Source organism: Pseudomonas sp. 31 R 17, from assembly GCF_900004915.1.
Lineage (GTDB): Bacteria > Pseudomonadota > Gammaproteobacteria > Pseudomonadales > Pseudomonadaceae > Aquipseudomonas > Aquipseudomonas orientalis_A.
The window spans coordinates 29,494-55,452 of record NZ_CVTN01000053.1; the positions used below are offsets into that span (position 1 = coordinate 29,494).

22 protein-coding genes are annotated in these 25,959 nt (G+C 62.1%); 13 read left to right on the forward strand and 9 right to left on the reverse strand.

The window, feature by feature from the left end:
• Positions 1-224 precede the first annotated feature (224 nt).
• The gene (gene epsC / locus BFP89_RS06215) at positions 225-1,151 is read right to left on the reverse strand and encodes a serine O-acetyltransferase EpsC (protein WP_065884651.1); all 927 of its coding nucleotides are present in this window, start codon (positions 1,149-1,151) and stop codon (positions 225-227) included.
• A gap of 166 nt (positions 1,152-1,317) precedes the next feature.
• On the opposite strand from epsC, the gene BFP89_RS06220 reads away from it, so the two are divergent.
• The 12 genes from BFP89_RS06220 to BFP89_RS06275 all read left to right on the forward strand — a co-directional run bounded on the left by BFP89_RS06220 (position 1,318) and on the right by BFP89_RS06275 (position 13,286).
• Positions 1,318-2,313, forward strand: a complete 996-nt coding sequence (locus tag BFP89_RS06220) for a D-cysteine desulfhydrase (protein ID WP_065884652.1) — start codon at positions 1,318-1,320, stop codon at positions 2,311-2,313.
• 280 nt (positions 2,314-2,593) lie between these two features.
• A complete protein-coding gene (gene tcyJ / locus BFP89_RS06225) occupies positions 2,594-3,388 on the forward strand; it encodes a cystine ABC transporter substrate-binding protein (protein WP_065884653.1) in 795 nt (264 codons plus the stop codon).
• On the forward strand, positions 3,388-4,053 hold the full coding sequence (gene tcyL, locus BFP89_RS06230) for a cystine ABC transporter permease (RefSeq protein WP_032878420.1): 666 nt from the start codon (positions 3,388-3,390) through the stop codon (positions 4,051-4,053). The genes tcyJ and tcyL overlap by 1 nt, the downstream gene beginning before the upstream one ends.
• Positions 4,054-4,056: 3 nt before the next feature.
• Positions 4,057-4,803: an L-cystine ABC transporter ATP-binding protein TcyN gene (gene tcyN / locus BFP89_RS06235; protein ID WP_065884654.1), complete on the forward strand. Its 747-nt coding sequence runs from the start codon at positions 4,057-4,059 to the stop codon at positions 4,801-4,803.
• Positions 4,804-5,171: 368 nt separating this feature from the next.
• Complete coding sequence (locus tag BFP89_RS06240; protein WP_065884655.1) at positions 5,172-5,948, forward strand: hypothetical protein; 777 nt, start codon at positions 5,172-5,174, stop codon at positions 5,946-5,948.
• Positions 5,949-6,135: 187 nt separating this feature from the next.
• Positions 6,136-7,377, forward strand: a complete 1,242-nt coding sequence (locus BFP89_RS06245; RefSeq protein WP_065884656.1) for an SfnB family sulfur acquisition oxidoreductase — start codon at positions 6,136-6,138, stop codon at positions 7,375-7,377.
• A 39-nt stretch (positions 7,378-7,416) separates the two neighbouring features.
• Positions 7,417-8,610, forward strand: coding sequence for an SfnB family sulfur acquisition oxidoreductase (locus tag BFP89_RS06250; protein ID WP_065884657.1), 1,194 nt, complete (start codon positions 7,417-7,419; stop codon positions 8,608-8,610).
• On the forward strand, positions 8,610-9,962 hold the full coding sequence (locus BFP89_RS06255; RefSeq protein ID WP_065884658.1) for an LLM class flavin-dependent oxidoreductase: 1,353 nt from the start codon (positions 8,610-8,612) through the stop codon (positions 9,960-9,962). The genes BFP89_RS06250 and BFP89_RS06255 overlap by 1 nt, the downstream gene beginning before the upstream one ends.
• Positions 9,963-10,079: 117 nt before the next feature.
• A complete protein-coding gene (locus BFP89_RS06260) occupies positions 10,080-10,874 on the forward strand; it encodes a MetQ/NlpA family ABC transporter substrate-binding protein (protein WP_065884659.1) in 795 nt (264 codons plus the stop codon).
• Positions 10,871-11,986: a methionine ABC transporter ATP-binding protein gene (locus tag BFP89_RS06265; protein ID WP_065884660.1), complete on the forward strand. Its 1,116-nt coding sequence runs from the start codon at positions 10,871-10,873 to the stop codon at positions 11,984-11,986. The genes BFP89_RS06260 and BFP89_RS06265 overlap by 4 nt, the downstream gene beginning before the upstream one ends.
• A complete protein-coding gene (locus BFP89_RS06270) occupies positions 11,976-12,620 on the forward strand; it encodes a methionine ABC transporter permease (RefSeq protein WP_034117212.1) in 645 nt (214 codons plus the stop codon). The genes BFP89_RS06265 and BFP89_RS06270 overlap by 11 nt, the downstream gene beginning before the upstream one ends.
• Before the next feature lie 39 nt (positions 12,621-12,659).
• A complete protein-coding gene (locus BFP89_RS06275) occupies positions 12,660-13,286 on the forward strand; it encodes a class I SAM-dependent methyltransferase (RefSeq protein WP_065884661.1) in 627 nt (208 codons plus the stop codon).
• Positions 13,287-13,657: 371 nt separating this feature from the next.
• Here BFP89_RS06275 and BFP89_RS06280 read toward each other — a convergent pair whose 3' ends face one another.
• From BFP89_RS06280 to BFP89_RS06295, 4 genes are all read right to left on the reverse strand, one after another.
• On the reverse strand, positions 13,658-15,859 hold the full coding sequence (locus BFP89_RS06280; RefSeq protein ID WP_065884662.1) for a glycoside hydrolase: 2,202 nt from the start codon (positions 15,857-15,859) through the stop codon (positions 13,658-13,660).
• Between the two features lie 208 nt (positions 15,860-16,067).
• Entirely contained in the window at positions 16,068-19,133 is a 3,066-nt protein-coding gene (locus BFP89_RS06285; protein ID WP_065884663.1) for an efflux RND transporter permease subunit, read from the reverse strand.
• Positions 19,130-20,200, reverse strand: a complete 1,071-nt coding sequence (locus BFP89_RS06290) for an efflux RND transporter periplasmic adaptor subunit (protein ID WP_065884664.1) — start codon at positions 20,198-20,200, stop codon at positions 19,130-19,132. The genes BFP89_RS06285 and BFP89_RS06290 overlap by 4 nt, the downstream gene beginning before the upstream one ends.
• A complete protein-coding gene (locus tag BFP89_RS06295; RefSeq protein WP_065884665.1) occupies positions 20,197-21,279 on the reverse strand; it encodes an efflux RND transporter periplasmic adaptor subunit in 1,083 nt (360 codons plus the stop codon). Before BFP89_RS06295 ends, BFP89_RS06290 begins: the two co-directional genes overlap by 4 nt.
• A gap of 121 nt (positions 21,280-21,400) precedes the next feature.
• On the opposite strand from BFP89_RS06295, the gene BFP89_RS06300 reads away from it, so the two are divergent.
• Positions 21,401-22,564 carry an AAA family ATPase gene (locus BFP89_RS06300; protein WP_065884692.1) on the forward strand — a complete coding sequence of 388 codons (1,164 nt, stop codon included), beginning with the start codon at positions 21,401-21,403 and terminating at the stop codon, positions 22,562-22,564.
• A gap of 143 nt (positions 22,565-22,707) precedes the next feature.
• On the opposite strand, the gene BFP89_RS06305 is transcribed toward BFP89_RS06300, so the two are convergent.
• Genes BFP89_RS06305 through BFP89_RS06320 form a run of 4 tightly spaced genes read right to left on the reverse strand, consistent with a single transcriptional unit; the run spans position 22,708 to position 25,631 of the window.
• Positions 22,708-23,556 (reverse strand): transporter substrate-binding domain-containing protein, encoded by an 849-nt coding sequence (locus BFP89_RS06305; protein WP_065884666.1) that lies wholly within the window; start codon positions 23,554-23,556, stop codon positions 22,708-22,710.
• Entirely contained in the window at positions 23,553-24,329 is a 777-nt protein-coding gene (locus tag BFP89_RS06310) for an amino acid ABC transporter ATP-binding protein (RefSeq protein WP_065884667.1), read from the reverse strand. The genes BFP89_RS06305 and BFP89_RS06310 overlap by 4 nt, the downstream gene beginning before the upstream one ends.
• Positions 24,326-24,985 carry an amino acid ABC transporter permease gene (locus tag BFP89_RS06315; protein WP_065884668.1) on the reverse strand — a complete coding sequence of 220 codons (660 nt, stop codon included), beginning with the start codon at positions 24,983-24,985 and terminating at the stop codon, positions 24,326-24,328. Before BFP89_RS06315 ends, BFP89_RS06310 begins: the two co-directional genes overlap by 4 nt.
• Positions 24,966-25,631, reverse strand: a complete 666-nt coding sequence (locus BFP89_RS06320; protein WP_065884669.1) for an amino acid ABC transporter permease — start codon at positions 25,629-25,631, stop codon at positions 24,966-24,968. The genes BFP89_RS06315 and BFP89_RS06320 overlap by 20 nt, the downstream gene beginning before the upstream one ends.
• Positions 25,632-25,959 lie beyond the last annotated feature (328 nt).

Here is a 25,959-nt window from a genome sequence, read left to right on the forward strand (position 1 = left end):
TTCAAGCCTGCGTTCGGCCAGCGTGGTTTAACGGGGCGCCTGAGATCAAAAGCAGATCAAGATCAAGAGCGGCTCGCTTCGCATCGTGGTTACGGTGGGGTGGGTGCTACGCAGTTGTGTAGTTACCTATGCCCCGATAGCGGTGGGTCAGTTCCAGTTATATCAACTGACAGACTGCTATCGGGGGCAAGCCCCCTCCCACATTGGATTAGCGTGCAGGCTCTTTACTTCTGCGCCCCATCATCATGCTGCAAATTGGCCTGGGTAATATTCGCCCCCGCCGGCACGCTGCGGGTCAGCCAGACATTGCCGCCGATGGTCGAACCCTTGCCGATGGTAATCCGCCCCAAAATCGTGGCGCCGGCGTAGATCACCACGTCATCCTCAACGATAGGATGGCGCGGATGGCCTTTTTGCAGCTGCCCATCCTCATCCGCCGGGAAGCGCTTGGCGCCCAGCGTCACGGCCTGGTAGATGCGCACCCGCTCACCAATGATCGCCGTCTCGCCAATCACCACACCGGTGCCGTGGTCGATAAAGAAACTCGGGCCGATCTGCGCGCCGGGGTGGATATCGATACCGGTGGCCGAGTGGGCGATTTCCGCACTGATGCGCGCCAGCAGCGGCAAGCCGGCGCGGTACAGGTGGTGGGCCAGGCGGTGATGAATCACCGCCAGGATGCCCGGGTAGCACAGCAGCACCTCATCCACGCTGCGCGCGGCCGGGTCACCGTGGTAGGCGGCCAGTACGTCGGTGTCCAGCAGGCTGCGCAACGCAGGCAATGCCAGGGCGAAATCCTGGATCAGGCGAATGGCATCGGCGTCGATCCGGCCGTCATCCCGGCCACCCTGACGCGCGGCGTAGCGCAGCTCCAGGCGGGCCTGGGCGAGCAAGGCGTTGAGGGCGACGTCGAGGGTATGCCCGACGTAGAAGTCTTCACTTTCTTCGCGCAGGTCCACCGGGCCCAGGCGCATCGGGAACAGTGCGCCGCACAATGCTTCGAGAATCTGCGCCACCGCTTCGCGCGACGGTAATTCGCGACCACCGTGTTCGCCGCTCAAACGACCGTTGCGCGTTCGCCACTGGTCCCGGGCGCTGCGCAGTTGGCTGACGATGGTCTGCAATTGCCAATGGCTGGAACGCTCACTCACGGTATTCACTCCTGACGAAATGGCCATCACTTTACGGTATGCACCCAGGCAACCCTTAAGAACCAATGGTATGAGGCCAAGAACCATCCGACATAAGCGATTGGCCGTTGCCCGATGAAAAGTGCCTGCCTATAGTCGTCCAATTACTCAGCCACCGTGCGTAGCCATGATCAAACAACAGCTTGACCGCTTTAACCGCCTGGACCTGTTGGGCGGCGCCACCGCCCTGGAAAAACTCGAGCGGCTGTCGACCTGGTTGGGCAGGGACATCTACGTCAAGCGCGATGACACCACCCCGCTGGCCTTGGGTGGCAACAAATTGCGCAAACTTGAATACCTGGCCGCCGATGCCCTCGCCCAGGGCGCCGACACGCTGGTTACCGCCGGCGCTATCCAGTCCAACCATGTGCGCCAGACCGCCGCGCTGGCCGCCAGGCTCGGCCTGGGCTGCGTCGCCCTGCTGGAAAATCCTACCGGCACCGACGACCCCAACTACCTGGGCAACGGTAACCGTCTGTTGCTCGAACTGTTCGACGCCAAGGTGGAGCTGGTCGAGAACCTCGATAATGTCGACGACCAGCTCAACGCCCTCGCCGACCGCCTGCGCAGCAACGGCAAGAAGCCCTACCTGGTGCCTATCGGCGGCTCGAATGCCCTCGGCGCGCTGGGTTATGTGCGTGCAGGCCTGGAGCTGGCGGCGCAGATCGAAGACAGCGGACTCGACTTTGCAGCGGTGGTATTGGCCTCGGGCAGCGCCGGTACCCATAGCGGCCTGGCGCTGGCGCTGAGCGAAGCGCTGCCGAACCTGCCGGTGATTGGCGTCACCGTGTCGCGCACCGACGAAGCCCAGCGCCCGAAAGTACAGGGCCTGGCCGAGCGCACCGCCGAGTTGCTTGGCGTGGAGCTGCCCGAGGCATTCAAGGTGATCCTGTGGGACGAATACTTCGGCCCGCGTTATGGCGAACCGAACGCGGGCACGTTGTCGGCAATCAAACTTTTGGCCAGCCAGGAAGGTCTGTTGCTCGACCCGGTCTACACCGGCAAGGCCATGGCAGGCTTGCTGGACGGCATCGGGCGTCAGCGGTTCGGGGACGGGCCGATTATTTTCCTGCATACGGGCGGGGCACCGGCGCTGTTTGCCTATGACTCAGTGTTCAGTTGAATAAACGCGGACTGAATGTGGGAGGGGGCTTGCCCCCGATAGCGGTGGGTCAGTTAACTTATCTGTAGCTGAACCACTGTCATCGGGGGCAAGCCCCCTCCCACACTTGACCTCTTTCATATTCGAAATATGAATATGAAATTTATTTTTTATTATTTTCAAGTCTTAAAAACCCGCTTTATCATCGCGCCGAAGGCGAAGACGCGCACCGCGCTTTAAGGCAGGATACGGCTACTGCGTCACCGGCTTCGCTCACCATAAAAAACCATAGGGGCTCTTCATGACTATTTCTGTATTGCGTCGCACATTGCTGCTCGGCACATTGGGCCTGGCGCTTGGCGCAGGCATGCTCGGCCAGGCGGTTGCCGGCGAGCAACTGGGCGCCATCAAGAAAGCCGGCGAGATCAAGATCGGCCTGGAAGGCACCTACCCACCGTTCAGCTTCGTCGATGAAAGCGGCAAGCTCAGCGGCTTCGAGGTGGAGCTGTCCGAGGCGCTGGCCAAAGAATTGGGCGTCAAGGTCAAGCTGCAGGCCACCCCATGGGACGGCATCCTCGCCGCCCTGGAATCCAAGCGCCTGGACGCGGTGGTCAACCAGGTAACCATTTCCGAAGAGCGCAAGAAAAAGTACGACTTCTCCAAGCCTTACACGGTGTCCGGGATTCAGGCGCTGGTGCTGAAGAAAAACGTCGACGCGATCAAGACCGCCAACGACCTGGCCGGCAAGAAAGTCGGCGTAGGCCTGGGCACCAACTACGAACAATGGCTCAAGGACAACCAGCCTAAAGCCATCATCAAGACCTACAACGACGACCCGACCAAGTTCCAAGACCTGCGCATCGGCCGCATCGACGCCATCCTGATCGACCGCCTGGCCGCTCTGGAATACGCCAAGAAAGCCCCGGATACCGCCGCGGCAGGCGACGCCTTCTCTCGCCAGGAATCGGGTATTGCCCTGCGCAAAGGCGAGCCTGAGTTGCTGGACGCGGTGAACAAGGCGCTCGACAAGCTGCGCGCCGACGGCACCTTGAAGACGCTGTCCGAGAAATACTTCAACGCTGACGTCACTCAATAATGGAAGCAGGTTTGCAACTCGCGCTGGACTCCGCGCCCTTTCTGCTCAAGGGCGCGTATTACACGGTAATCCTCAGCCTGGGCGGGATGTTCTTCGGTCTGCTGCTGGGCTTCGGCCTGGCCTTGATGCGCCTGTCGCGCTTCAAGCTGCTGAGTTGGACGGCGCGGGTCTACGTGTCGTTCTTTCGCGGCACGCCCCTGCTGGTGCAATTGTTCCTGATCTACTACGGCTTGCCGCAAGTGGGCATCGAGCTGGACCCGATTCCGGCCGCCATGATCGGCTTTTCGCTGAACATGGCCGCCTACGCCTGTGAAATCCTGCGGGCCGCCATCGCGTCCATCGAGCGTGGCCAGTGGGAAGCCGCTGCGAGTATCGGCATGACCCGTGCGCAGACATTGCGCCGGGCCATCCTGCCGCAGGCCATGCGCACCGCACTGCCGCCGCTGGGCAACAGTTTTATTTCACTGGTCAAGGACACGGCGCTGGCCGCCACCATCCAGGTGCCCGAGCTGTTCCGGCAGGCTCAACTGGTCTCGGCGCGCACCTTCGAAATTTTCACCATGTATCTGTCCGCAGCCCTGATCTACTGGATCCTGGCGAGCATCCTGGCGCATCTGCAAAATCGTCTGGAAGACCGGGTCAACCGGCATGACCTGGAGTCTTGAAGCATGATCGTGGTTGAAAAACTGACCAAACAATTCAACGGTCAGGTGGTGCTCAACGGCATCGACCTTGAGATCAAGGCCGGCGAAGTCGTAGCCATCATCGGCCCCAGCGGCTCCGGCAAGACCACCTTCCTGCGTTGCCTGAATTTTCTCGAAGAACCCACCAGCGGCCGTATCAAGGTGGGCGATATCGAGATCGACAGCAACAGGCCGCTCAACCAGCAACAGGGCCTGGTGCGACGTCTGCGCCAGCATGTGGGTTTCGTATTCCAGAACTTCAACCTGTTCCCCCACCGCACCGCACTCGAAAACGTCATCGAGGGCCCGATCGTGGTCAAGAAGATGCCCCGCGACGCCGCGACCGAACTGGGTCGCAGGCTGTTGGCCAAGGTTGGCCTGGCGGGCAAGGAAGCGGCTTATCCACGGCGCCTGTCCGGGGGTCAGCAACAGCGTGTGGCGATCGCTCGGGCCCTGGCCATGGAGCCTGAGGTGATTCTGTTCGACGAACCCACCTCGGCCCTCGACCCGGAACTGGTCGGTGAAGTGCTGGCGACCATCCGCAGCCTGGCCGAAGAAAACCGCACCATGGTGATCGTCACCCACGAGATGAGCTTTGCCCGGGATGTCGCCAACCGCGTGATCTTTTTCGACAAGGGCGTGATCGTCGAACAGGGTGAAGCCAAGGCGCTGTTCGCCAGCCCCAAAGAAGAGCGTACCCGGCAGTTCCTGAGCAAATTTCTCGCCCATTGACGCCCCCTCTGCAGGAGCGAGCTTGCTCGCGAAAAACGCCCAGGCAACTCGGTCAATCTGATTCACCGCGTTATCGTTAACGTTCTTCGCGAGCAAGCTCGCTCCTACAACGGGTTACCCTCTCATCGCGTAAAAACCCCCGTTATAAGCGCCTTTAAATCCCCTGCTCCGTCAGACCCTTCTGAATCGTCGCCAAGCCGCCGTTTAGCCCTTTGCCGCCATTGACGCCCCCGGCGCAACCCTCTTATCTAGCGTCCAGAGGATTGGATCCTATCCCGGCTACTCACTGAATCGTTCTTTCGGCCCCTTTGCGCACCCGCGCCCAAGGCCCGGAACGATTGCTGCTGGCTGCATCAAGGAGATCACTTATGACGCACACTACTATCCCGGCCATGCTGACCGCACCCACCCTGCCCCAGGCCGTTCGAAACGGCATCAGTGCCCACGCGGCCGCGCAACTGCAGGTCGATATCGCCCCTTACCCCGGCATGGAGGAAGGCGATCTGATCGAGCTGTTCTGGAACAACTGCTTTGCCGCTGCACGCCGGGTGACGGCCGGCAAAATCGGCACACCGACCCACCTGCGGGTGCCGGAAAGCTTTGTACAGGATGGCCCGGCCCGGGTTCACTACCAAATCATGCAGATCGGGCACGGCCCGGCGCGCTCGGCCACCACCCAGGTACGGGTCAAGACCAACTACCCGGGCGGGCAGCCGTCGAACCTGTACAGCGACGAAAACCAGAACCTGGCCCCCGTCAGCCTGCCCGAGACCATCCGCCGCCACGGCGTCAACAGTCGCCAGGTGCAACGCGGTATTCCGCTGTCCATCGAGCCTTACGCGAACATGGCCAGCGGCGACGCCATCACCCTGCGCTGGGGTGACGTACGCATGGATCTGCCGAAAATCCAGGCCGGGAGCGTCGGCATGCCCGTTCAGGTCTGGGTGCCTTCGACGGTCATTATCGAAGGCGGTGACGACTGCCGCCTGGAGGTGACGTACTGCATCCTGGATCGCGTCGGCAACAATTCGCGCTGGGCGCCGGCCCGTACCTTGCGCATCGCCGCCTGGGTTCCCACGAGCTCGGACAGGGCCGAGGCCACGTATCGACCTCGCCCTTTCGGCTCCCCCTGCGAACCGGGGTGATGACCCTTCTATGCATATTCCTAAAAGTTAGTTTATTTAAAAAATAAACACGCTTAGGGTATATGCACCGGACCACCGGACATTCCTGAATTTTCTGTTTTCATTTCATTGAATGCGAGGTCGGTATGGTCAGAATTACCCCGGTGCATAACGCCAGGGCATTACGTGCAGCCAAGGAGCGGCGCTGATGTCTAACTTGGCTCTAACACCCCCACAGAGTGATGTGGATGCAGCGCCGCTGTTGTTGCCGGCCACCGTGCTGCGCAACGACGCCCAGGCGCTGAGCGCCGCTCATGAGCTGGCTGACGCCGCGCGCCTGCAAGCCGCCAGGCGCGACCAGCAACGCCAATTGCCATGGGCACAGATCGAACAGTTCACCCGCAGCGGGTTGGGCAGCATTTCCATTCCCCGCGAATACGGCGGTCCGCAGGTTTCGTTCGTGACCCTGGCCGAGGTCTTCGCCATCATCAGCGCGGCCGACCCGGCTCTGGGACAGATCCCGCAGAACCATTTCGGCATCCTGCACCTGCTGCAGAGCACCGCCAGCGAGCGCCAGAAAAAGCACCTGTTCCAGAGCGTGCTCGAGGGTTGGCGCATCGGCAACGGCGGCCCGGAACGCGGCACGAAGAATACCCTGGAGCTCAAGGCGCGCATCACCGCCGAGGGCGACGGGTATGTGGTCAGCGGCCAGAAGTTCTACTCCACCGGCGCACTGTTCGCCCATTGGGTGGCCATCAAGGCGCTCAACGATGACGGCAAGCAAGTCATGGCGTTTGTGCGCCGTGGCAGCGAGGGGCTGCGCATCGTCGATGACTGGTCGGGCTTTGGCCAACGCACCACCGCCAGCGGCACTGTACTGCTTGACCGGGTACCGGTGGACGCAGAGTGGGTGGTGGACAACTGGCGCCTGGGCGAAAGCCCGAACATCCAGGGCGCCGTCTCGCAACTGATCCAGGCCGCCATCGACGCCGGCATCGCCCAGGGTGCCTTCGAGGACACCATCGCTTTTGTGCGTGAACGTTCACGCCCCTGGATCGACGCCAAGGTCGAACGGGCCAGCGACGACCTGTATGTCATCGCCGACATCGGCAAATTGAAGATCGAGCTGCATGCCGCGCAGGCGCTGCTGCGCAAGGCCGGCCAGGTACTGGACCAGGTCAGCGCTGCACCGATCACCGCGCAGTCCGCCGCCCGCGCGTCTATCGCAGTCGCCGAGGCCAAGGTGCTCACTACCGAAGTGTCATTGCTGGTCAGCGAAAAGCTCTTCGAGTTGGCCGGCAGCCGCGCCACCCTCGCCGAATTCAACCTTGACCGGCACTGGCGCAATGCGCGGGTCCACACGCTGCATGACCCGGTGCGCTGGAAGTATCACGCCATCGGTGCCTACCGCTTGAACGGCACGTTGCCGGCTCGACATTCCTGGATCTGACCGCCCAGAACACTTTTTCCACGAGCTTCTGGAGAACACATGACGCTTTCCCATCACGTCGCGGTCATTACCAGCGATGAACAAGCCCTTATTGTCGCCAGCGACCTGGCCGAAGACCTGCGCCGCGACAGCGCCCAGCGCGACCGCGAACGTCGCCTGCCGTTGCCCGAGCTGGACGTGTTTTCCCGCTCCGGCCTGTGGGGCATCAGCGTGCCCAAGGCCTATGGCGGTGCCGGTGTGTCCAACGTCACCCTGGCCAAGGTCATTGCGCTGATTGCCCAGGCCGACGCCTCCCTGGGCCAGATCCCGCAAAACCATTTCTATGCCCTCGAAGTGCTGCGGGTCAACGGCAGTCCCGAACAACAGCAGCGCCTGTACGCCGACGTGCTGGCCGGCCAGCGCTTTGGCAACGCCCTGGCGGAACTGGGGACCAAGACCGCCCATGACCGCGTGACCCGCCTCAGCCGCGACGGCGAGGGTTTTCGCATCAGCGGGCGCAAGTTCTACGCCACCGGCGCGATCTACGCGCAACGCATCCCCACCTCGGTGGTGGATGAACACGATGTCCAGCAACTGGCCTTCGTGCCTCGCGACAGCGCCGGCCTGACGGTGATCGACGACTGGAGCGGCTTTGGCCAGCGCACCACCGGCAGCGGTTCGGTGGTGTTCGACAACGTGTGGGTGGACGCCCGGGATGTGGTGCCGTTCCAGAGCGCCTTCGAACGCCCGACCACCGTCGGCCCCCTGGCGCAGATTCTGCACGCCGCCATCGACACCGGCATCGCCCGCGCCGCCTTCGAAGATGCGCTGCATTTTGTGCGCACCAAGACCCGTCCCTGGATCGACTCAGGCAGCGACAAGGCCACCGATGACCCGTTGACGCTGAAAAGCTTCGGCCACCTGAGCATTCGCCTGCACGCCGCCGAAGCGTTGCTCGAGCGCTCGGGCGAATTCCTCGATCGCGCCCAGGCCGACAGCACGGCCCAGACCGTCGCGGCCGCCTCCATCGCCGTCGCCGAAGTGCGCGCCTTGAGCACCGAAATCTCCCTCGCCGCCGGCAGCACGCTGTTCGAACTGGCCGGCAGCCAGGCAACCCTGGCCGAGCACGGCCTGGACCGCCACTGGCGCAACGCGCGGGTTCACACCCTGCACGACCCGGTGCGCTGGAAATATCACGCCGTGGGCAATTACTACCTCAACGCCGAAAACCCGCCGCTGCGGGGGACGATCTGATGAGCAAGAAAAAAATCCTGCTCAATGCCTTCAACATGAACTGCATCGGGCATATCAACCACGGCTTGTGGACCCATCCACGGGACACGTCCACCCAGTACAAGACCCTCGAATACTGGACCGACCTGGCGCAAACCCTGGAGCGTGGGCTGTTCGACGGTTTGTTCATCGCCGATATCGTCGGCGTGTATGACGTGTACCAGAAGTCCATCGACGTGCCGCTCAAAGAATCGATCCAGTTGCCGGTCAACGACCCGCTCCTGCTGGTCTCGGCCATGGCGGCGGTCACCCGCAACCTTGGCTTCGGCCTCACCGCCAACCTGACCTACGAGCCGCCCTATCTGTTCGCCCGGCGCATGTCCACCCTCGACCACCTGAGCCGCGGCCGCGTGGGCTGGAACATCGTCACCGGCTACCTCGACAGCGCCGCCAAGGCCATGGGCCTGAACGAACAAGTCGAGCATGACCGCCGCTACGACCAGGCCGATGAATACCTGCAGGTGCTGTACAAACTCTGGGAGGGCAGCTGGGAAGATGACGCGGTGGTCAACGATCCTCAGGCGCGGGTGTATGCGCAGCCGGGCAAGGTGCACAAGGTCGAGCATCACGGCGAGTTCTACCAAGTGGAGGGTTATCACCTGTGCGAGCCCTCGCCGCAGCGCACGCCGGTGCTGTTCCAGGCCGGCAGTTCGGAGCGCGGCCTGCAGTTCGCCGGGCGTCATGCCGAGTGCGTGTTCATCAGCGGGCAGAACAAGGCCTCGACCAGAATCCAGGTGGACAAAGTGCGTGCCGGCGCGGTGGCGGCCGGGCGCAATCCGGATGACATCAAAGTGTTCATGGGCCTCAACGTGATCGTCGGCGCGACCGAAGAATTGGCCTGGGCCAAGCACGCGGAGTACCTCAGCTACGCCAGCGCCGAGGCCGGCGTGGCGCACTTTGCGGCGTCCACGGCGATCGATTTTTCCGAATACGAACTGGACGAGCCGATCCAGTACGTGAAGAGCAATGCGATCCAGTCGGCCACCAAAAACCTGCAGAACAACGACTGGACTCGGCGCAAATTGCTCGAGCAGCACGCGTTGGGCGGGCGCTATATCACGCTGGTTGGGTCGCCTGAGCAGGTCGCGGATGAGCTGGAATCCTGGATCAGCGAAACGGGCCTGGATGGCTTCAACCTGACGCGCATCGTGACGCCGGAAAGCTATGTGGATTTCATCGATCTTGTAGTGCCGGAGCTGCAAAAGCGCGGGTCGTACAAAACCGAATATGAGCAGGGCACGCTGCGCGAAAAAGTCTTCCACGGCACGGCTCGCTTACCCGAACAACACACCGGCTCTACCTACCGACACTAACCCCTGTAGGAGCGAGCTTGCTCGCGAAGACCGTTAACGATAACGCGGTGCATCTGGTTTACCGATGCGCCCTCAAGTTTTTCGCGAGCAAGCTCGCTCCTACAATTGGAAACTCATATGAAAAAAATAGTGCTCTCCCTGGCCTTCGGGTTATTCAGCACGGCCGTATTCGCCGCCGATGCGCCGCTGAAAGTCGGCACCACCGCCGCCTTCGCCATTCCCCTGGAAGCCGCGGTGGAAGAAGCCGGCAAACAAGGCCTGAAAGTGGAACTGGTGGAATTCACCGACTGGATCGCCCCCAATGTCAGCCTCGCTGCCGGCGATATCGACGTGAACTACTTCCAGCACATTCCCTTCCTGGAAAACGCCAAGGCCGCCGCCGGGTTTGACCTGGTGCCTTATGCGCCGGGCATCATCAACAACGTCGGGCTGTATTCGAAAAAGTACAAAAGCTTCAACGACCTGCCCGAAGGCGCCAGCGTGGCCATCGCCAACGACCCGATCAACAGCGGGCGCGGCCTGCAGCTGCTGGCCAAGGCCGGGTTGATCAGCCTCAAGCCGGGCGTGGGCTACAAGGCCACCGAAGAAGACATCGTCAGCAATCCGAAAAAAATCAAGATCCTGCAAGTGGAAGCCGTGCAGCTGGTGCGCGCCTATGACGACGCCGACCTGGTGCAGGGCTACCCCGCGTACATCCGCCTGTCCAAGACCTTCGATGCGGAATCGGCGTTGCTGTTCGACGGCCTGGACCACCCGGAATACGTGATCCAGTTCGTGATCCAGCCCAAGAGCAAGACCGACCCAAGGGTGATCAAGTTCGTCGACATCTACCAGCACTCGCCGGTGGTACGCGCCGCCCTGGATAAATCCCTCGGCAAGCTTTACCAAGTCGGCTGGGAAGCAAAAAAATGACCGCCGCCAATGCCCGACTGCGCGACCTGGGCACACCGCCCAGGGACGCCCGGCAGACCGAACTGCATGCGGATCTGAACCGTGCCCACGTGCGCTTCATCAACCTGGGTAAAACCTATGACGGCACGGTGCATGCCCTGCACGGCATCGACCTGGCGATCCAGCGTGGCGAAGTGTTCGGCATCATTGGCCGCAGCGGCGCCGGCAAGTCGTCGCTGATTCGCACCATCAATCGCCTGGAACAACCCAGCAGCGGGCGGGTGCTGATCGATCAGGTGGATATCGGCGGCTTCGATGAAGACCACCTCGTCGCGTTGCGCCGGCGCATCGGCATGATCTTCCAGCACTTCAACCTGATGTCGGCCAAGACCGTGTGGCAGAACGTCGAGTTGCCGCTCAGAGTCGCCGGCGTGCCCAAGCCGCAGCGTGAACAAAAGGTGCGTGAGCTGCTGGAGCTGGTGGGTTTGCAGGACAAGCACAAGGCGTATCCGGCGCAGCTTTCCGGGGGACAGAAACAGCGCGTGGGCATCGCCCGTTCGCTGGTGCACGACCCCGAGATCCTGCTCTGCGACGAGGCCACCTCGGCGCTGGACCCGGAGACCACCCAATCGATCCTCGGCCTGCTGCGCGAGATCAACCAGCGCCTGGGCCTGACCATCGTGTTGATTACCCATGAGATGGCGGTAATCCGCGACATCTGCGACCGCGTGGTGGTGCTGGAACACGGGCGTATCGTCGAGCAGGGCCCGGTGTGGCAAGTGTTCGGCAATCCGCAGCACGACGTCAGCCAAACCCTGCTCGCCCCCTTGCAACACGGCTTGCCCGCCGAACTGCAAAACCGTCTGCACCCCACCCCCACGTCGGCCGACGCCGCCGTGGTGCTGCGCTTGCAGTTCACCGGCAGCGACGCCGATGAGCCGGACCTTGCCGCACTGTTCAAGGCCCTCGGCGGCCGCGTGCGGTTGCTGCAAGGCGGGGTGGAGCGCATTCAGGGGCATGCCTTGGGGCAATTACTGCTGGCGGTGAATGGATCGCCGCACAGCGCCGAAGAACTGCGCAACCGCGCCGCGAACTGGGCGCAACGGGTGGAGGTGCTGGGCCATGTGGTTTGATCGTTTAGTGCAGGGCGCCATCGACACCTTGTTGATGGTGGGCGTGTCATCGTTGATCGCCCTGCTGGTGGGGATTCCGCTGGCCGTGTTTCTGGTCACCAGCGACAAGGGCGGCATCTACCAGGCGCCGGCGCTGAATCGGGTACTGGGCGCCTTCGTCAACCTGTTCCGCTCCATTCCCTTCCTGATCCTGATGGTGGCGCTGATCCCGTTTACCCGCTTGATCGTCGGCACCACCTACGGCGTGTGGGCGGCGGTGGTTCCGCTGACGATCGCCGCCACGCCGTTCTTTGCGCGCATCGCCGAAGTCAGCCTGCGCGAAGTCGACCATGGCCTGATCGAAGCGGCGCAAGCCATGGGGTGCCGGCGCTGGCACATCATCTGGCACGTGCTGTTGCCGGAAGCGCTGCCGGGGATCGTCGGCGGGTTCACCATCACGTTGGTGACCATGATCAACTCATCGGCCATGGCCGGTGCGATTGGCGCCGGTGGCTTGGGCGACATTGCGTACCGCTATGGCTACCAGCGTTTTGACACGCAGATCATGCTGACGGTGATTGTGCTGTTGGTGGTACTGGTGGCGGTGATTCAACTGGGCGGGGATCGGTTGGCGCGGGTACTGAACAAGCGGTGAGGTATAGTCCGCAAATCAAAGCGTCCGGTATTGCCTGTCATGACCCTAAAGCCCGAAGACCTCAACCAGATCACCGCCACCACCCTCGGCCATTACAACCACGTGGCCGAAGACTTCCGTGAAGGCACCCGCGATCACGATGTCAGCCAGAACATCGATGCGCTGCTGCGGCATCTCCAGGGCACGGCGCCGTTTACCGTGCTGGATTTCGGCTGCGGGCCGGGGCGCGATTTGCAGACGTTTACACGCATGGGGCATATCGCCGTGGGGCTCGACGGCTCCGAGCGGTTTGCACAGATGGCGCGCGAAGACAGTGGTTGTGAGGTGTTGCAGCAGGACTTCCTGAAACTCGACCTGCCTGCCGAGCGCTTTGACGGGATCTTCGCCAATGCGGTGCTGTTCCACATACCCAAGCAGGAATTGCCACGGGTGCTCCAGCAACTGCACGGCGCGTTGAAACCCGGTGGAGTACTGTTCAGCTCCAATCCTCGGGGTGACAACCGGGAAGGTTGGAACGGGCCGCGGTATGGGTCTTACCACGATCTGGAGGCATGGCGGGGGTTGCTGGTTGAGGCCGGGTTTGAAGAGCTGGAACATTATTATCGACCGGCGGGTTTGCCAAGGGAGCAGCAGCCTTGGTTGGCCAGTGTGTGGCGCAAGGTTTGAGTGATTTATTGCCTGGGCTAATGCTATCGGGGGCAAGCCCCCTCCCACAGGGGAACGCATTCCAAATGTGGGAGGGGCGGTGCGACGATTCGACTTGCCCCCGATGGCAGCCTCGGGGCCGACCAGGATGTTGGATCAGACCGAGTACATATCCGTTTCTGCGGTAACGGCTGCTAATGGTTCCGCTTTTACAGCGGCTCACTTTTGAAAAGCGCAAAAGTAAGCAAAACGCTCTTGCCCCACCACTCGGCACCTCGCTCATGCTCGGTGTGCCCGAGATCAAAAGCAGATCAAGAGCGGCTCGCTTCGCATCGTGGTTACGGTGGGTGCTACGGAGTTGTGTAGATACCTATGGCTTGCCCCCGATGATCTTAAGGGCCCTGCTGATCCACCTGATACACCACCGGCTTTTCACCCTCCACCAGCGCCGTCACACTGTGCGCGGCATACCCGTCTTTTTGCGCGTCCGAAAAATTCGCCACCAACCGCGTCCCATCAGCGAACATCGTTTGCTGGAGCAGTTTGTCCGCCGTCAGCCAGCGAAAATCAGTCATCGCCCGCGTCGCCAACCGCTCATGCAGCGGGCGGAAAAACCGGTCCTGGCGCTGCATCACCGGCAGCCGTTCCTTGAGCGTTGCTGCACTTAAGTGATACAGCGGCGGTACGTTGTAGAGCAGTTGGGTCAGCTCATTCTCCGCCTGCACATTGCTTAACTTCAGGCTGTCGAACAACCAGTGATGGGTGGTAATCACCGAGCCGTGGAACACCGCCTGATACAGCGGCAGGCGCATCGTCGGATCGAAATACACCGTGCGCAGCGGCGCTTTCAAGGGCACCCGCTTGAAGAACACGGCCGGTTGCTCCGGCGGGTACCACTTGCCGACGTAGTTGGGTGACTGCAGGTCCTGGGTCATCTCCCGGTCACCCCAGCCGATCACCGGTGTTTGCATGCCATGGGCAAACAGGATGCCCTGGGCGGTGATGGCGTTACCGTCTTCGGAGCCTGTGGGCAGTTTGAGCGAGGTGTTGACCCAGCGCGACGCGTCGATATTGGCCTGGGCATTTTGCGCCTGGGTCATCGGCGCACCGTCGCGGTAACTGTCATACAGCATGCTGGTGGCGTAGGCATCGAGGAACCAGGCGTTGTAGCCCGCCGCGCCCTGCACCGCCTTTACCCGCGCCTCCAGCAAAGGCCGCACACAGCGCGGATCGGTGTAGTGACCGGACTGCTGGAAACCGGTTTTCAACGTGCCGTCTTTCAGCATGATTGCGCAGTCACGGTAGGCCTTGCGGCCCAGATGGGCCGTGGTCCAATCGGGATTTTCCGTGGCCGAAAGCGCTGTTCCATAGGAATCATAGGGGGCGACCAGGTAGCCGGCATCCACCCCCGCGCGAATCGCTTCGGGATGCCACAGGCCGCCTTCCCAGCCTTCGCCGAGTGTCAGCATCAAGCGCTTGAGCCCAGCGTCGCGCAAGGCCTGGATGATCGAATTGCCCCAGGTTTCGGGGCGATCAGCCAACGCGCCGGCGAAATCCACGGCGAGTTCGCGACGCAACTCGCCGTAGCGAGCGGCAAGGCGATTCATGTCGGGCTCCGCCACCTGCCAAGCCTGCCGGGCCTTCTTGTTGATAGCCCCATTGAAGCCGCGCAACAGCACGGTTTGCTCGTAGCGATTCAACGCGCCTGCCTGCGCGAGCACCTGCGCGGATTCCTTGCCCATCAGCCCACTGAGCTCGTGCGTGCGCAGCCGTTTGATCAATGCGGGCCAATCACGTACATCATCGAGCGTGAGCAAGTCGTTGCCCCACAGGTAAACGTGACTGGCGCCGAGTAATTTTACCGCCTCGGGGGTTTGCCGCAGCTTGTCCGCCAGTGACTCGTAACGGTCCTGCTCGACCAGCCACTGACGATAACGCCTGGCGCCGGCCAACGGGTCGGCCTCGCCCAGATGCAAGCGCAGGGTCATCGGTGTCGAAGGCTCGAGCGAGGTAAATTCATGGGACACGGACAGCGCCATGCCCTGGCCGTCCGCTTGCCATTCGAGGCGATTGTTATAGGGGTTGGTCAGCAACCAGTTGAGCGTGAAGCGCCCATGATCCAAGCCCCATAACGGCAGGCTGAGGTCCTGGGTGGTACTGAACTCGCCCCACCCGATCAGGAAATCTTTCCACACGGCATTATCGGCAGGCACGTAATGCCCCTCGGCCAACGGCCAGATCAGCCCCTGGCCCATGGCGATGGCCGGCTGGCGCAGAAAGGCCAGCTTACCCGCTGCACGGGCAGTGATCGTCAGGGACAATTCGCGCTGTTCAAGCCGGGCCGTCAGGCGATACGCGCCGTTGTCCCACTGCCAGGAGACCTGTTCGGCATCGGCCTGCAGCGCGTTGACCGCATGGGCGGCGACACCGCTGGACGCTTGTACCGCAGCCTCACCCGCGGGGGTGACGCGCAACGCCAGGGTGGCGGGATCGAGTTCGATACGCCACTGGGTATTTTCCAGCACGTTGGTGGCGAAGGTCGGCGGCGCAAGCACAAGCGCGCAGAGTAAAAGGAGTGGACGCAGGCACTGCATGGGAATCGACCTGGATAAGAAGAAGGCCGAAAGAGTAAAACAAGCTCAGGCTCGCCGGGGCGGCAAGCGGCGGTTTCGGAAGCTTCCCACAGCCTGACAAGATGCAGATCCAAATGTGGGAGGGGGCTTGCCCCCGATAGCGGTATGTCAGCCAAGCATCAGGTGACTGAACCACCGCCATCGGGGGCAAGCCCCCTCCCACATTTTTTTAACCGCGTTGTTCCTGAGGTTCCTGCTTGGGTTCGCGGATTTTGTACCAGGCCACATACAGGGCCGGCAGGAACAACAGCGTCAGCAACGTGGCGATGATAATCCCGCCAATCATCGCGTAGGCCATCGGCCCCCAGAACACTTCCCGGGCAATCGGAATCATGCCCAGGCTGGCGGCCGCAGCCGTGAGCAGGATCGGCCGGCGCCGATGCTCGGTGGCTTCCACCACCGCATCCCACGGCGTGTAACCGGCCACTTCGTACTCATGAATCTGCGTCACCAGAATCACCGAGTTGCGGATGATGATGCCGATCAGCGCCAGGATGCCCAGGATCGCCACGAAGCCCATGGGCGTGCCCGTGGGAATCAGCGCCAGCACCACGCCGATCAAGCCCAGCGGGGCGACACTGGCCACCAGGAACATCTTCTGCACGCTGTGCAACTGGATCATGAGGAAGGTCGCCATCAGGAACAGCATCAACGGCACCACGCTGGCAATCGGGCCCTGGGCCTTGCCGCTTTCTTCCACGGTACCGCCGGTGGCGACTTTGTAGCCTACCGGCAAACCGTCGCTGAACTTCTGGATAGTCGGCGCCAGTTGCTTGACCAGGTCGGTCGGCTGCATCTCGTCACGCACTGCGGCCTTGATGGTAATCGTCGGCTTGCGGTCGCGACGCCACACCAGCGGTTGCTCCAGTTCGTAGCGCACCGTGGCGAAGGCCAGCAACGGAATCGAGGTGCCGTTGGGTGTGACGATCTGCAGGTTCTGCAGGGTTTCCGGCGTACCACGCTCGGCGTCTTCGGCACGGCCGACCACATTGATCAGGTAAATATCGTCATGCACCTGGGTGACCGACGCGCCGCTGACCACGCTGTTCATCAATTGCGCGACGTCTTCGGACGACAGCCCCAATTGCCGCGCCTTGTCCTGGGCGATGTCGATGCGCAAGACTTTGCCCGGCTCGTTCCAGTCGTAGATGATTTCGCCCAAGTGAGTGTTCTGGTCGAGCAAGGTCGCCAGTTCGATGGCGTGCTTGCGCACCTGGTCGGTGTCCTTGCCGGACACGCGGTACTGGATCGGCCGGCCCACCGGCGGGCCCATTTCCAGCGGCTGCACGAAGCTGCCGATGCCGACGAAATCATCGCGCAGGCGCTTCTGCAAGCGCGTAATCAACTCGCCGCGCTCTTCCAGGCCTTTGCTGACGATCACCAACTGCGCGTAGTAGGGGTTCTCCAACTGCTGGTCCAGCGGCAGGTAGAAACGGATAGCGCCCTGGCCGATGTAAGTGCTCCAGCGCGCGATGTCCGGGTCGTCCTTGATGATGGCTTCGAGGCGGTCGACCGCCTTGCGCGTCTCGTTGATCGAGGCGTTCTGCGGCAGGTTCAGGTCAACCAGGATTTCCGGGCGATCCGACGACGGGAAGAACTGGTTCTGCACGAACTGCATGGAAAACACCGAGGCCACGAACAGCGCCACGGTGATGCCGATGGCCCACCAGCGGTTGCGCATGGCCCAGAGCATGCCGCCATTGAAGGCGCGGCCGATGCGCCCCGGCTCGGCGTCGTGCGGCTTCACCTTGGCGCTGAGGATATGCACGCCGATCACCGGCGCAAACAGCACTGCCACGACCCACGACACCAGCATGGCCACGGCGATCACCGCGAACAGCGTGAAGGTGTACTCGCCCGCCGAGCTGGCGTTAAGACCAATCGGCACAAAACCGGCCACGGTCACCAGCGTGCCGGTAAGCATCGGAAACGCCGTGGAGGTATAGGCGTAGGTCGCGGCCTGCTCCTTGGTTTCGCCTTTTTCCAGGCGCGTGATCATCATCTCCACGGTGATCATCGCATCGTCCACCAGCAGGCCGAGGGCGATGATCAAGGCGCCCAACGACACCCGCTGCATGGTGATGCCGCTGTATTCCATGAACACGAACACCAACGCCAGCACCAGCGGAATCGAGCACGCCACCACCAGCCCGGCGCGCATGCCCAGGCTGATAAAGCTCACCACCAGTACGATGATCACCGCCTCGAACAGCGCACTGGTAAAGCCACCGACGGCCTCTTCCACTACTTCGGCCTGGTCCGACACCTTGTGCACGCCGACGCCCACCGGCAGGTCGGCGGTCAGCTCATCCATGCGCCCGTGCAGCGCCTTGCCGAACGACTGGATATTGCCGCCCTTCTGCATCGCAATCGCCAGGCCGATCGCCGGCTTGCCGTTGAAACGGAACATCGGCCGCGCCGGGTCGACGTAGCCACGGCTGATGTCGGCAATGTCGGCCAGGCGATAGAAGCGGTCATTGAGGCGCAGGTTGACGTTGGCCAGGTCCTTCTCCGAGGCGAACTGCCCGGAGGTGCGCACCGAAATCCGCTCCGGCCCGGCCTCGATCACCCCGGCGGGCGTGACCGCGTTCTGCGACTGCAGGCTTTGCACCACCTGGCGCTGATCAATGCCCAGCGCGGCCAGTTTGCGCGTGGAAAAATTCAGGTAAATCACTTCGTCCTGCTGGCCGATCATCTCGACCTTGCCCAGCCCCGGCACCGAGCGGATCTCGGCGCGCACCTGCTCCACGTAGTCGCGCAGCTGGCGCATCGACAGGCCGTCGCCGGTAAAGGCGTATACCGAGCCGAACACGTCACCGAATTCGTCGTTGAATGACGGCCCCTGCAAGCCTTGGGGGAACGTGCCGCGAATATCGTCGATCTTCTTGCGAACCTGGTACCAGACCTCCGGGATGGCCTTGGCGCTGGTGGTATCCTTGAGGAACACGAACACCGTGGACTCGCCCGGCCGGGTGTAGCTCTTCACGTAGTCGAGGGAGTCGAGTTCCTCGAGTTTTTTCTCGATGCGGTCAGTGACCTGCTTGAGGGTTTCTTCCTGGGTCGCGCCCGGCCAGCGGGTCTGGATCACCATGGTCTTGATGGTGAACGAGGGGTCTTCCTCGCGCCCCAGGTTCATGTACGAAAACACGCCCATCAAAAGCGCGACGAACATCAGGTACCACACGAAAGACTGATGCTTGAGGGCCCAGTCGGATAAGTTGAAGCTCCCTTTCATCGCGGGCTGTCCTCGTCGATTTTGACTTTTTGCCCGGGTTTCAGGCTATTCACACCGGCGGTGACAATGCGTTCGCCGGGTTTGACACTGCCGTTGAGCACGGCGCTGTCGGCATCCCGGCTGACGACCGTTACGTCACGCGGCTGCACCGTCTGGCTCTGGGTGTCGAGCAGCCAGATGCGGGTCTTGCCGTCGACGTCCTGCAGGGCGCTCAGGGGCAGTTCGATACGCGGCGCGATGGCGCTGCTCAAGGTGACGCTGATGGCGGTGCCCAGGCGGAACGCGGCGGGCGTTTCGGTCAGGCTCAGGCGTGCGCGACGGGTGCGCGTGGCGCTTTGGGCCTGGGGCTCGATCTCGCGCACGATGGCGGTGGTCTGCACGCTCGGGTCCAGTTGCCCGGCGACGAGGAACACCACATCTGCGGGCAAGCGTTCGGCCAGCCCGGCGGGCAGGTCGATCACCGCTTCCTTGACGTCCGGGCGCGCCAGGGTCACCACTTGCTGGCCGGCGCTGACCACCTGGCCGGCCTCGGCATTCCAGGCGGTCACGATGCCGGCGTGGTCGGTACGCAGTTCGGCGTAGTTGAGCTGGTCCCTGGCCTGGTTGACCGAGGCGCGCGCCTGATCGAGGGTGGCCTGGGTGGTTTTCAGGTCAGTCTGGGCCACGTCGAGCTGGGCCTGGGCACCGACGCCACGGTTGAACAGTTCCTGCTGGCGGCGGGCATTGGCCTGGGCATTGATGAACTGCGCCTGCACGCGCGCCAGGTCGCCCTGGGCGGCGCGCAATTGGTTCTGCTGGTCGGTGGGGTCGAGCACGGCAAGCAGGGCGCCCTTCTCCACCTCAGCGCCCACGTCCACGGCGCGACGCGCAATACGCCCAGGGACACGGAAACCCAGGTTACTTTCGTAGCGCGCCTGAATGGTGCCGGCAAAGCGACCGAGGTTTTCCTGATCTTCGGCCTTCACCTCCATGGACAACACCGGGCGCACCGGTTCGGGCGGCGCTTCTTCTTTGGAGCAGGCCATCAGCAACAGGCTGGCGGCGACTATTACCGTCAGTTGCCTCATGGCTGGGCTCCTTGCCGGGCGATTTCAACCGGCATGCCGGGGTGCAGCAATTGCCCACCGGCCACCACAACTTTTTCGCCGCCTTTAAGGCCATCGCCGATGATCACTTTGCCGGTGAGGTAACGCGCCACCGTGACTTTATGCAATTGCGCCTTGCCGTCACCGTCCACCAGCCACACGGCGGGTTCACTGAGGTCCTTGGTCAAGGCCGACCACGGCAACTCGATGCTGGCCCTGGCCGGGCCATTGGCGGTGGCGCTGACCACCGAGCCCAACTCCATGCCAGTGGGCAGGCTTTGCAGGGCGATCTTCACCTGCACGGTGCCGGTATTGGCAGCCACGGCCGGGGTGACTTCGCGGACCTTGCCCACGGCCTGGATGCTCGGGTTGTCCAGCAGGCTGACGGTAATCGGCGCATCCGACGGCGGTTCCACCAGCAGGGACTCATAGACGTTGAACACCGCATCACGCTCGCCATCACGGGCCAGGCTGAAGATCGGCATGGTGGCCTGGACCACCTGGCCGACTTCGGCCTGGCGCGCGGTGATGATGCCCGGCGCGTCGGCGATCAGCGCGGTATAGCCGAGTTGTTCACGGGCGTTGGCCAACTGGGCCTGGGCAGCGGCCAGGGCGCTCTGGCTGCCGCGCAGCGCGGCCTGGGCGGAATCGTATTCGCTGCGGCTGGTGTAGCCCTTGGGCAAGAGTTTTTCCTGGCGCACGAAGGCAGCGGCAGTCTGCTTGACCCGCGCCTGCTCGGCCACGACCTGGGCCTGGGCGGAGTCGACATTGGTCTGCAGGTCCTTGGGATCGAGTTTGGCCAGCACCTGCCTGGCCGTCACCCGGTCGCCCACATCGACCATGCGCTGGATGATCTTGCCACCCACGCGAAAGGACAAATCGGTTTGCACCCGCGCCTGGATATCACCGGTCAGCGTGACCGCCGCGGCGAAATCCGCAGGCTGCACGGTTTGCACGAACACCCGGGAATGGGCTTTGGGCTCGGTCTTTTCCTCACCACAACCGCCAAGCAGCGTCAGTAAGCCAAATCCGAGTAAAAATGCCGAAATGCGACCGCCCATGCAGGCTCCTTTTGCGTGATGCCGACTTGCCAGTGTGTATGCGACTGTGAGCGTAGTTCAGGGTTCCTTATGTGCATGGAGGATCCCATACTCCAATGGTTCCCACGTCGACTAAATGCATATGCTCAAAACCCTCGCGGTGGCCAATTACCGCTCGATCAATAAATTGGTGGTCCCCCTGGGCCGACTCAACCTGATCACCGGCCCCAATGGCAGCGGCAAGTCCAACCTGTATCGCGCCCTGCGCCTGCTGGCTGAAACCGCCCAGGGCGGGGTGATTAATGCGCTGGCCCGTGAAGGCGGGCTGGACTCGACCTTCTGGGCCGGGCCGGAGAATATCAGCCGGCGTATGCGCACGGGTGACGTACCGGTTGAGCCAATCGTACGTCAGCACGCCAAGCGGCTGCGCCTGGGGTTTGCCGCCGAAGACTTCAGCTACGCGATTTCCCTGGGGTTGCCCGAACTGGTCCCCAAGACAGCGTTCATGTTGGACCCGCAAATTAAAAAGGAATGTATCTGGGCCGGGCACCTCTACCGCCCGGCCAGCCTGTTGGTGCAGCGCTCCGGGCCGATGGTGCGTGCCCGTGAAGGCCGGGCCTGGGACGTACTGGCCCAGCACACCCCGAACTATCACAGCCTGTTCGATCAGGTGGGAAACCTGCGTGGCTCGCCGGAAGTATTGCTGCTGCGTGAAAATATCCGTGGCTGGCGCTTTTATGATCACTTTCGCAGCGACGTGGACGCGCCAGTGCGTCAGCCCCAATTGGGGACGCGCACGCCAGTGCTGCATCACGACGGGCGCGATTTGGCGGCGGCGCTGCAGACCATCCACGAAATCGGCGACCCGGAGGCTTTGCAACAGGCTGTCAGCGATGCGTTCCCGGGCGCGCGCCTGGAGATTGAACCGCTGCAGGGCGGACGCTTTGCGATTGCGTTCTATCAGGAAGGCCTGCTGCGCCCGCTGTCGGCGGCGGAGCTGTCGGACGGCACCTTGCGCTACCTGCTGCTGATCGCCGCATTGCTGACCCCACGGCCGCCCACCATGATGGTGCTGAACGAACCGGAAACCAGCCTGCACCCGGACCTGCTGCCAGCCCTGGCGCGCTTGATTATCGACGCGTCGAAACAGTGCCAGGTGTGGGTGGTGTCCCATGCCAGCCGCTTGATAGCAGCATTGCAGCAGGATCAAGGGTGCAATTCGATTGTGCTGGAGAAGGTGCTGGGGGAGACGCGGATTGTGGGGCAAGGGATGTTGGATGCGCCGGCTTGGCATTGGCCGGAGTAGGTGGTAGCTGTACCGGCCCCATCGGGGGCAAGCCCCCCCCCCACATTTGACTGTATTCACACCTCAGAATTTGTGAACCCAATCCAGTGTGGGAGGGGGCTTGCCCCCGATGAGGCCGGTAGAGTCAACACAAAAGCCAGGGATCAGCCCTGCCACCTCCCGCCTTCAACAATCACACTCTCAGGCTTGGTGTCATCGCTCAGCTCTTTACGCACATATTGGTCATACAGCTTGAGCAAGAACTTCTCTTCGCCCAGCTTCGCCAACTCCGCATTCACCCAGTCGCGCAGTTCGATATTGCCCTTCTTCACCGCCGGGGCAATCGGCGCTTCATCACCGAGTTTCTGCTCCAGCACACGGTAGCCCGGGTTCTGCTTGGCCCAGCTGAACAGCACCAGATTGTCCTGCGCGTAGGCATCGCCACGGCCGGCCGACAGCGCTTGCAGCGACTCGGAGTTTTTCTCGAACTTGAGCAGTTTCCAGTCCGGGTGGTGCTTGGTCAGCCAGATATCGGCAGTGGTGCCCGTGGTGACGATGGTGGTGCGGGTCGCCAGGTCATCCAGGCTTTTGACCGGGCTGTCATTCGGCACCAGGGCCTGTACCGCGACTTTCAGGTTGGGATTGGTGAAGTCCACCGCTTCCTTGCGCTCCGGCGTGACCGTCATGTTGGCCAGGATCAGGTCGACCTTGTCGCTCTGCAGGAACGGGATACGGCTGGCGGGCTCCACGGCGACGAACTCGACTTTGTTTTCATCGCCCAGCAGGTCCTTGGCGAATTGGCGGCCAATGTCGGTATCGAAGCCCACATAGCGGCCAGTCTCGTCGACGAAGCCGAACGGCGGTTTGTCGGTGAAGACGCCAACGATCAGCTTGTCCCGCGCCTTGATCTTGTCGATGTAGCTGACAGCCGCAGGTTTTACCGGCTCTTCGGCCTTTTTATCGCAGCCGGCCAGTAAGGCGACGGCCAACAGTGGCAGCAGTAACTTTTTCATAGCAGCTCCGGTTCCTTGCTCTTTTTGGGCAGTGTTGAAACAAAGGAGAACTTCTCCAGGAACTGCTGCGCGCGTGCGGTCTGCGGGTTCGTAAAGAATGCCTCGGGGGTGTTGTGTTCGAGAATGCGACCGGCCTCCATGAACACCACGCGGTCGGCGACGGCGCGGGCGAAGGCCATTTCATGGGTGACGATCAGCAGGGTCATGCCATCGCGGGCCAGGCCCTGGATGACTTCCAGCACTTCCTTGACCATCTCCGGGTCAAGGGCGGCAGTGACTTCATCAAACAGCATGACCTGTGGGTTCATGCACAACGACCGCACGATGGCGATGCGTTGCTGCTGGCCACCGGAGAGCTGGCGCGGGAAGGCGTCGCGCTTGTCGGCAAGGCCCACGCGTTCGAGTAATTGTTCAGCTTGCGCGCGGGCTTCACGCGGGTCGCGTTTTTGCACCTTGAGCGGGCCGAGCAAAATATTGTCGAGCACACTCATGTGCGGGAACAGGTGGTAGCTCTGGAACACCATGCCAATGTCCTGGCGCACCTGGCGCCAGTCGGTGTGCGTGTCCAGAAGCTCACTGCCGGCAAACCGCAGGCTGCCGCTGTGAGCGACTTCCAGCCCATTGAGGCAGCGCAGCAAGGTACTTTTGCCGCAACCGCTAGGGCCGAGGATCACCACCACTTCGCCGCTTTGCACACTCAGGTCGATGCCCTTGAGCACCTGCGCCTGGCCGAAGAATTTGTTGAAACCCTGAAACTCGATCAATGCGCTCATGCTTGGGCCCAGCGCCGTTCCAGTACCTTGGAGGCGGCCGACAACGGGTAGCAGATAAAGAAGAAAAACAGGAACAGCGCGCCGTAGATCAACACCGACTCGTAGGTGCGCTCGATGATTTGCTGGCCGACCTTGATCACATCCACCACGCCGATCAGCACCGCCAGCGAACTGGTCTTGATGATGCGCGTGTAGACGTTGATGGTCGGCGGCGTCATGCGCTTGAGCGCCTGGGGCAGCAGTACGTAGCCGTACAGCTGCAGGGCGGACAACCCAATCGACAAGCCCGCTTCACGCTGACCGCGCGGCAGTGAATGCAACGCGCCGCGCACCACTTCACCGACCTCACTGGCGCCCCACAGCGACAACACCAATACCGCGCACCAGAAACTCGGCAGGCTCAGACCAAAGAAGATCGGCAGGCCGAAAAACAGCAGGTACAACCACACCAGCACCGGAATCGACCGGAACAGCTCCAGGTACACCCGCAGCACAGCGTTGATCACCCTGTTGTTCAGCGTTCGCAGTACGCCATACAGCACGCCGCCGACCGTACTGAAGGCGATGCTCAAAAACGAAATCGACAGGGTTTGCGCAGCGCCCTTGCCCAGTTGCGGCAACGACACCCACAACAACTCAAGACCCGAACTGGCCATGCTGGAGCCTCCTTTCCAGGCGGCTGAGCAGCAGCGACAACGGCAGGAACAGCAGCACGCAAATCAGTGTCAGCACGGCGAGCATTTCATAGGTCTTGTAGTAGAGCGCGATGTAGCTCTTGGTGGTGTACAGAATCTCCGGCACCGCCACGGCGGAAACCACCGTGGTCTCCTTGAGCAGAAAAATGAAATTGGCGAACAACGCCGGCAGGCTGAGAATGCCGGCCTGGGGCAAAATCACATGGCGCAGCAGTTGCCAGTCGGACAAGCCGATGGACTTGCCCGACTCGATCTGCGCCTGCGGTACCGCCTCCACGCCGGCGCGCAGCACTTCGGTGAGGTAGGCGCCGCCGAGAAAGGTCATGGTGATGATCGCCGCCCAGAACCCGGAGATATTCAGGCCCAGGGCCGGCAGCGCGAAGTACACGAAAAACAGTTGGATCAGCAGCGGCGTGTTACGCGCCAGTTCAACGTACAGCGCCACCAGCCGCGACAGAAAAGGCGTGCGAAACACCAGCAGCGCCGCATTGATCAGCGCCACCAGCATGGAGCTGGCAATTGCGATCAAGCCGACTTGCAGCGTGACCCCAACCGCCTTCAGAAACGCGGGCAAGGTGCTGAGGATAAAAGCGAAATCGAAGGTCATGTGCAGTCCATATCGCCGCATGGGTAATGCCGCGAGCGCAGTCCGTTCCGGCGTGGATAACGTCGGGTAGCGCGAACTTTAAAGGTATAAAAAGCAAACTTTAAATACCGAAATTGCATATTGATATCACCCAAAAAGCTAACCTGTGGATTTACCGTCGGATGAAGTTCGAATGTGGGAGGGGGCTTGCCCCCGATAGCCATAGGTATCTACACAACTCTATAGCGCTCAACCGTAACCACGATGCGAAGCGAGTCGCTCTTGATCTGCTTTTGATCTCAGGCGCCCCGTTAAACCACGCTGGCCGAACGCAGGCTTGAATCCGTGG

Bases quoted from the DNA above. Each gene is read 5' to 3' on its own strand.
- tcyN (WP_065884654.1), top strand. From the start codon at position 4,057: ATGATCGTGGTTGAAAAACTGACCAAACAATTCAACGGTCAGGTGGTG.
- BFP89_RS06320 (WP_065884669.1), bottom strand. From the start codon at position 25,631: ATGACCTTCGATTTCGCTTTTATCCTCAGCACCTTGCCCGCGTTTCTG.
- tcyL (WP_032878420.1), top strand. From the start codon at position 3,388: ATGGAAGCAGGTTTGCAACTCGCGCTGGACTCCGCGCCCTTTCTGCTC.
- BFP89_RS06270 (WP_034117212.1), top strand. From the start codon at position 11,976: ATGTGGTTTGATCGTTTAGTGCAGGGCGCCATCGACACCTTGTTGATG.
- BFP89_RS06255 (WP_065884658.1), top strand. From the start codon at position 8,610: ATGAGCAAGAAAAAAATCCTGCTCAATGCCTTCAACATGAACTGCATC.
- BFP89_RS06275 (WP_065884661.1), top strand. From the start codon at position 12,660: ATGACCCTAAAGCCCGAAGACCTCAACCAGATCACCGCCACCACCCTC.
- BFP89_RS06305 (WP_065884666.1), bottom strand. From the start codon at position 23,556: ATGAAAAAGTTACTGCTGCCACTGTTGGCCGTCGCCTTACTGGCCGGC.
- BFP89_RS06220 (WP_065884652.1), top strand. From the start codon at position 1,318: ATGATCAAACAACAGCTTGACCGCTTTAACCGCCTGGACCTGTTGGGC.
- BFP89_RS06295 (WP_065884665.1), bottom strand. From the start codon at position 21,279: ATGGGCGGTCGCATTTCGGCATTTTTACTCGGATTTGGCTTACTGACG.
- BFP89_RS06310 (WP_065884667.1), bottom strand. From the start codon at position 24,329: ATGAGCGCATTGATCGAGTTTCAGGGTTTCAACAAATTCTTCGGCCAG.
- BFP89_RS06265 (WP_065884660.1), top strand. From the start codon at position 10,871: ATGACCGCCGCCAATGCCCGACTGCGCGACCTGGGCACACCGCCCAGG.
- BFP89_RS06260 (WP_065884659.1), top strand. From the start codon at position 10,080: ATGAAAAAAATAGTGCTCTCCCTGGCCTTCGGGTTATTCAGCACGGCC.
- BFP89_RS06315 (WP_065884668.1), bottom strand. From the start codon at position 24,985: ATGGCCAGTTCGGGTCTTGAGTTGTTGTGGGTGTCGTTGCCGCAACTG.
- BFP89_RS06245 (WP_065884656.1), top strand. From the start codon at position 6,136: ATGTCTAACTTGGCTCTAACACCCCCACAGAGTGATGTGGATGCAGCG.
- tcyJ (WP_065884653.1), top strand. From the start codon at position 2,594: ATGACTATTTCTGTATTGCGTCGCACATTGCTGCTCGGCACATTGGGC.
- BFP89_RS06280 (WP_065884662.1), bottom strand. From the start codon at position 15,859: ATGCAGTGCCTGCGTCCACTCCTTTTACTCTGCGCGCTTGTGCTTGCG.
- BFP89_RS06240 (WP_065884655.1), top strand. From the start codon at position 5,172: ATGACGCACACTACTATCCCGGCCATGCTGACCGCACCCACCCTGCCC.
- BFP89_RS06290 (WP_065884664.1), bottom strand. From the start codon at position 20,200: ATGAGGCAACTGACGGTAATAGTCGCCGCCAGCCTGTTGCTGATGGCC.
- BFP89_RS06285 (WP_065884663.1), bottom strand. From the start codon at position 19,133: ATGAAAGGGAGCTTCAACTTATCCGACTGGGCCCTCAAGCATCAGTCT.
- BFP89_RS06300 (WP_065884692.1), top strand. From the start codon at position 21,401: ATGCTCAAAACCCTCGCGGTGGCCAATTACCGCTCGATCAATAAATTG.
- BFP89_RS06250 (WP_065884657.1), top strand. From the start codon at position 7,417: ATGACGCTTTCCCATCACGTCGCGGTCATTACCAGCGATGAACAAGCC.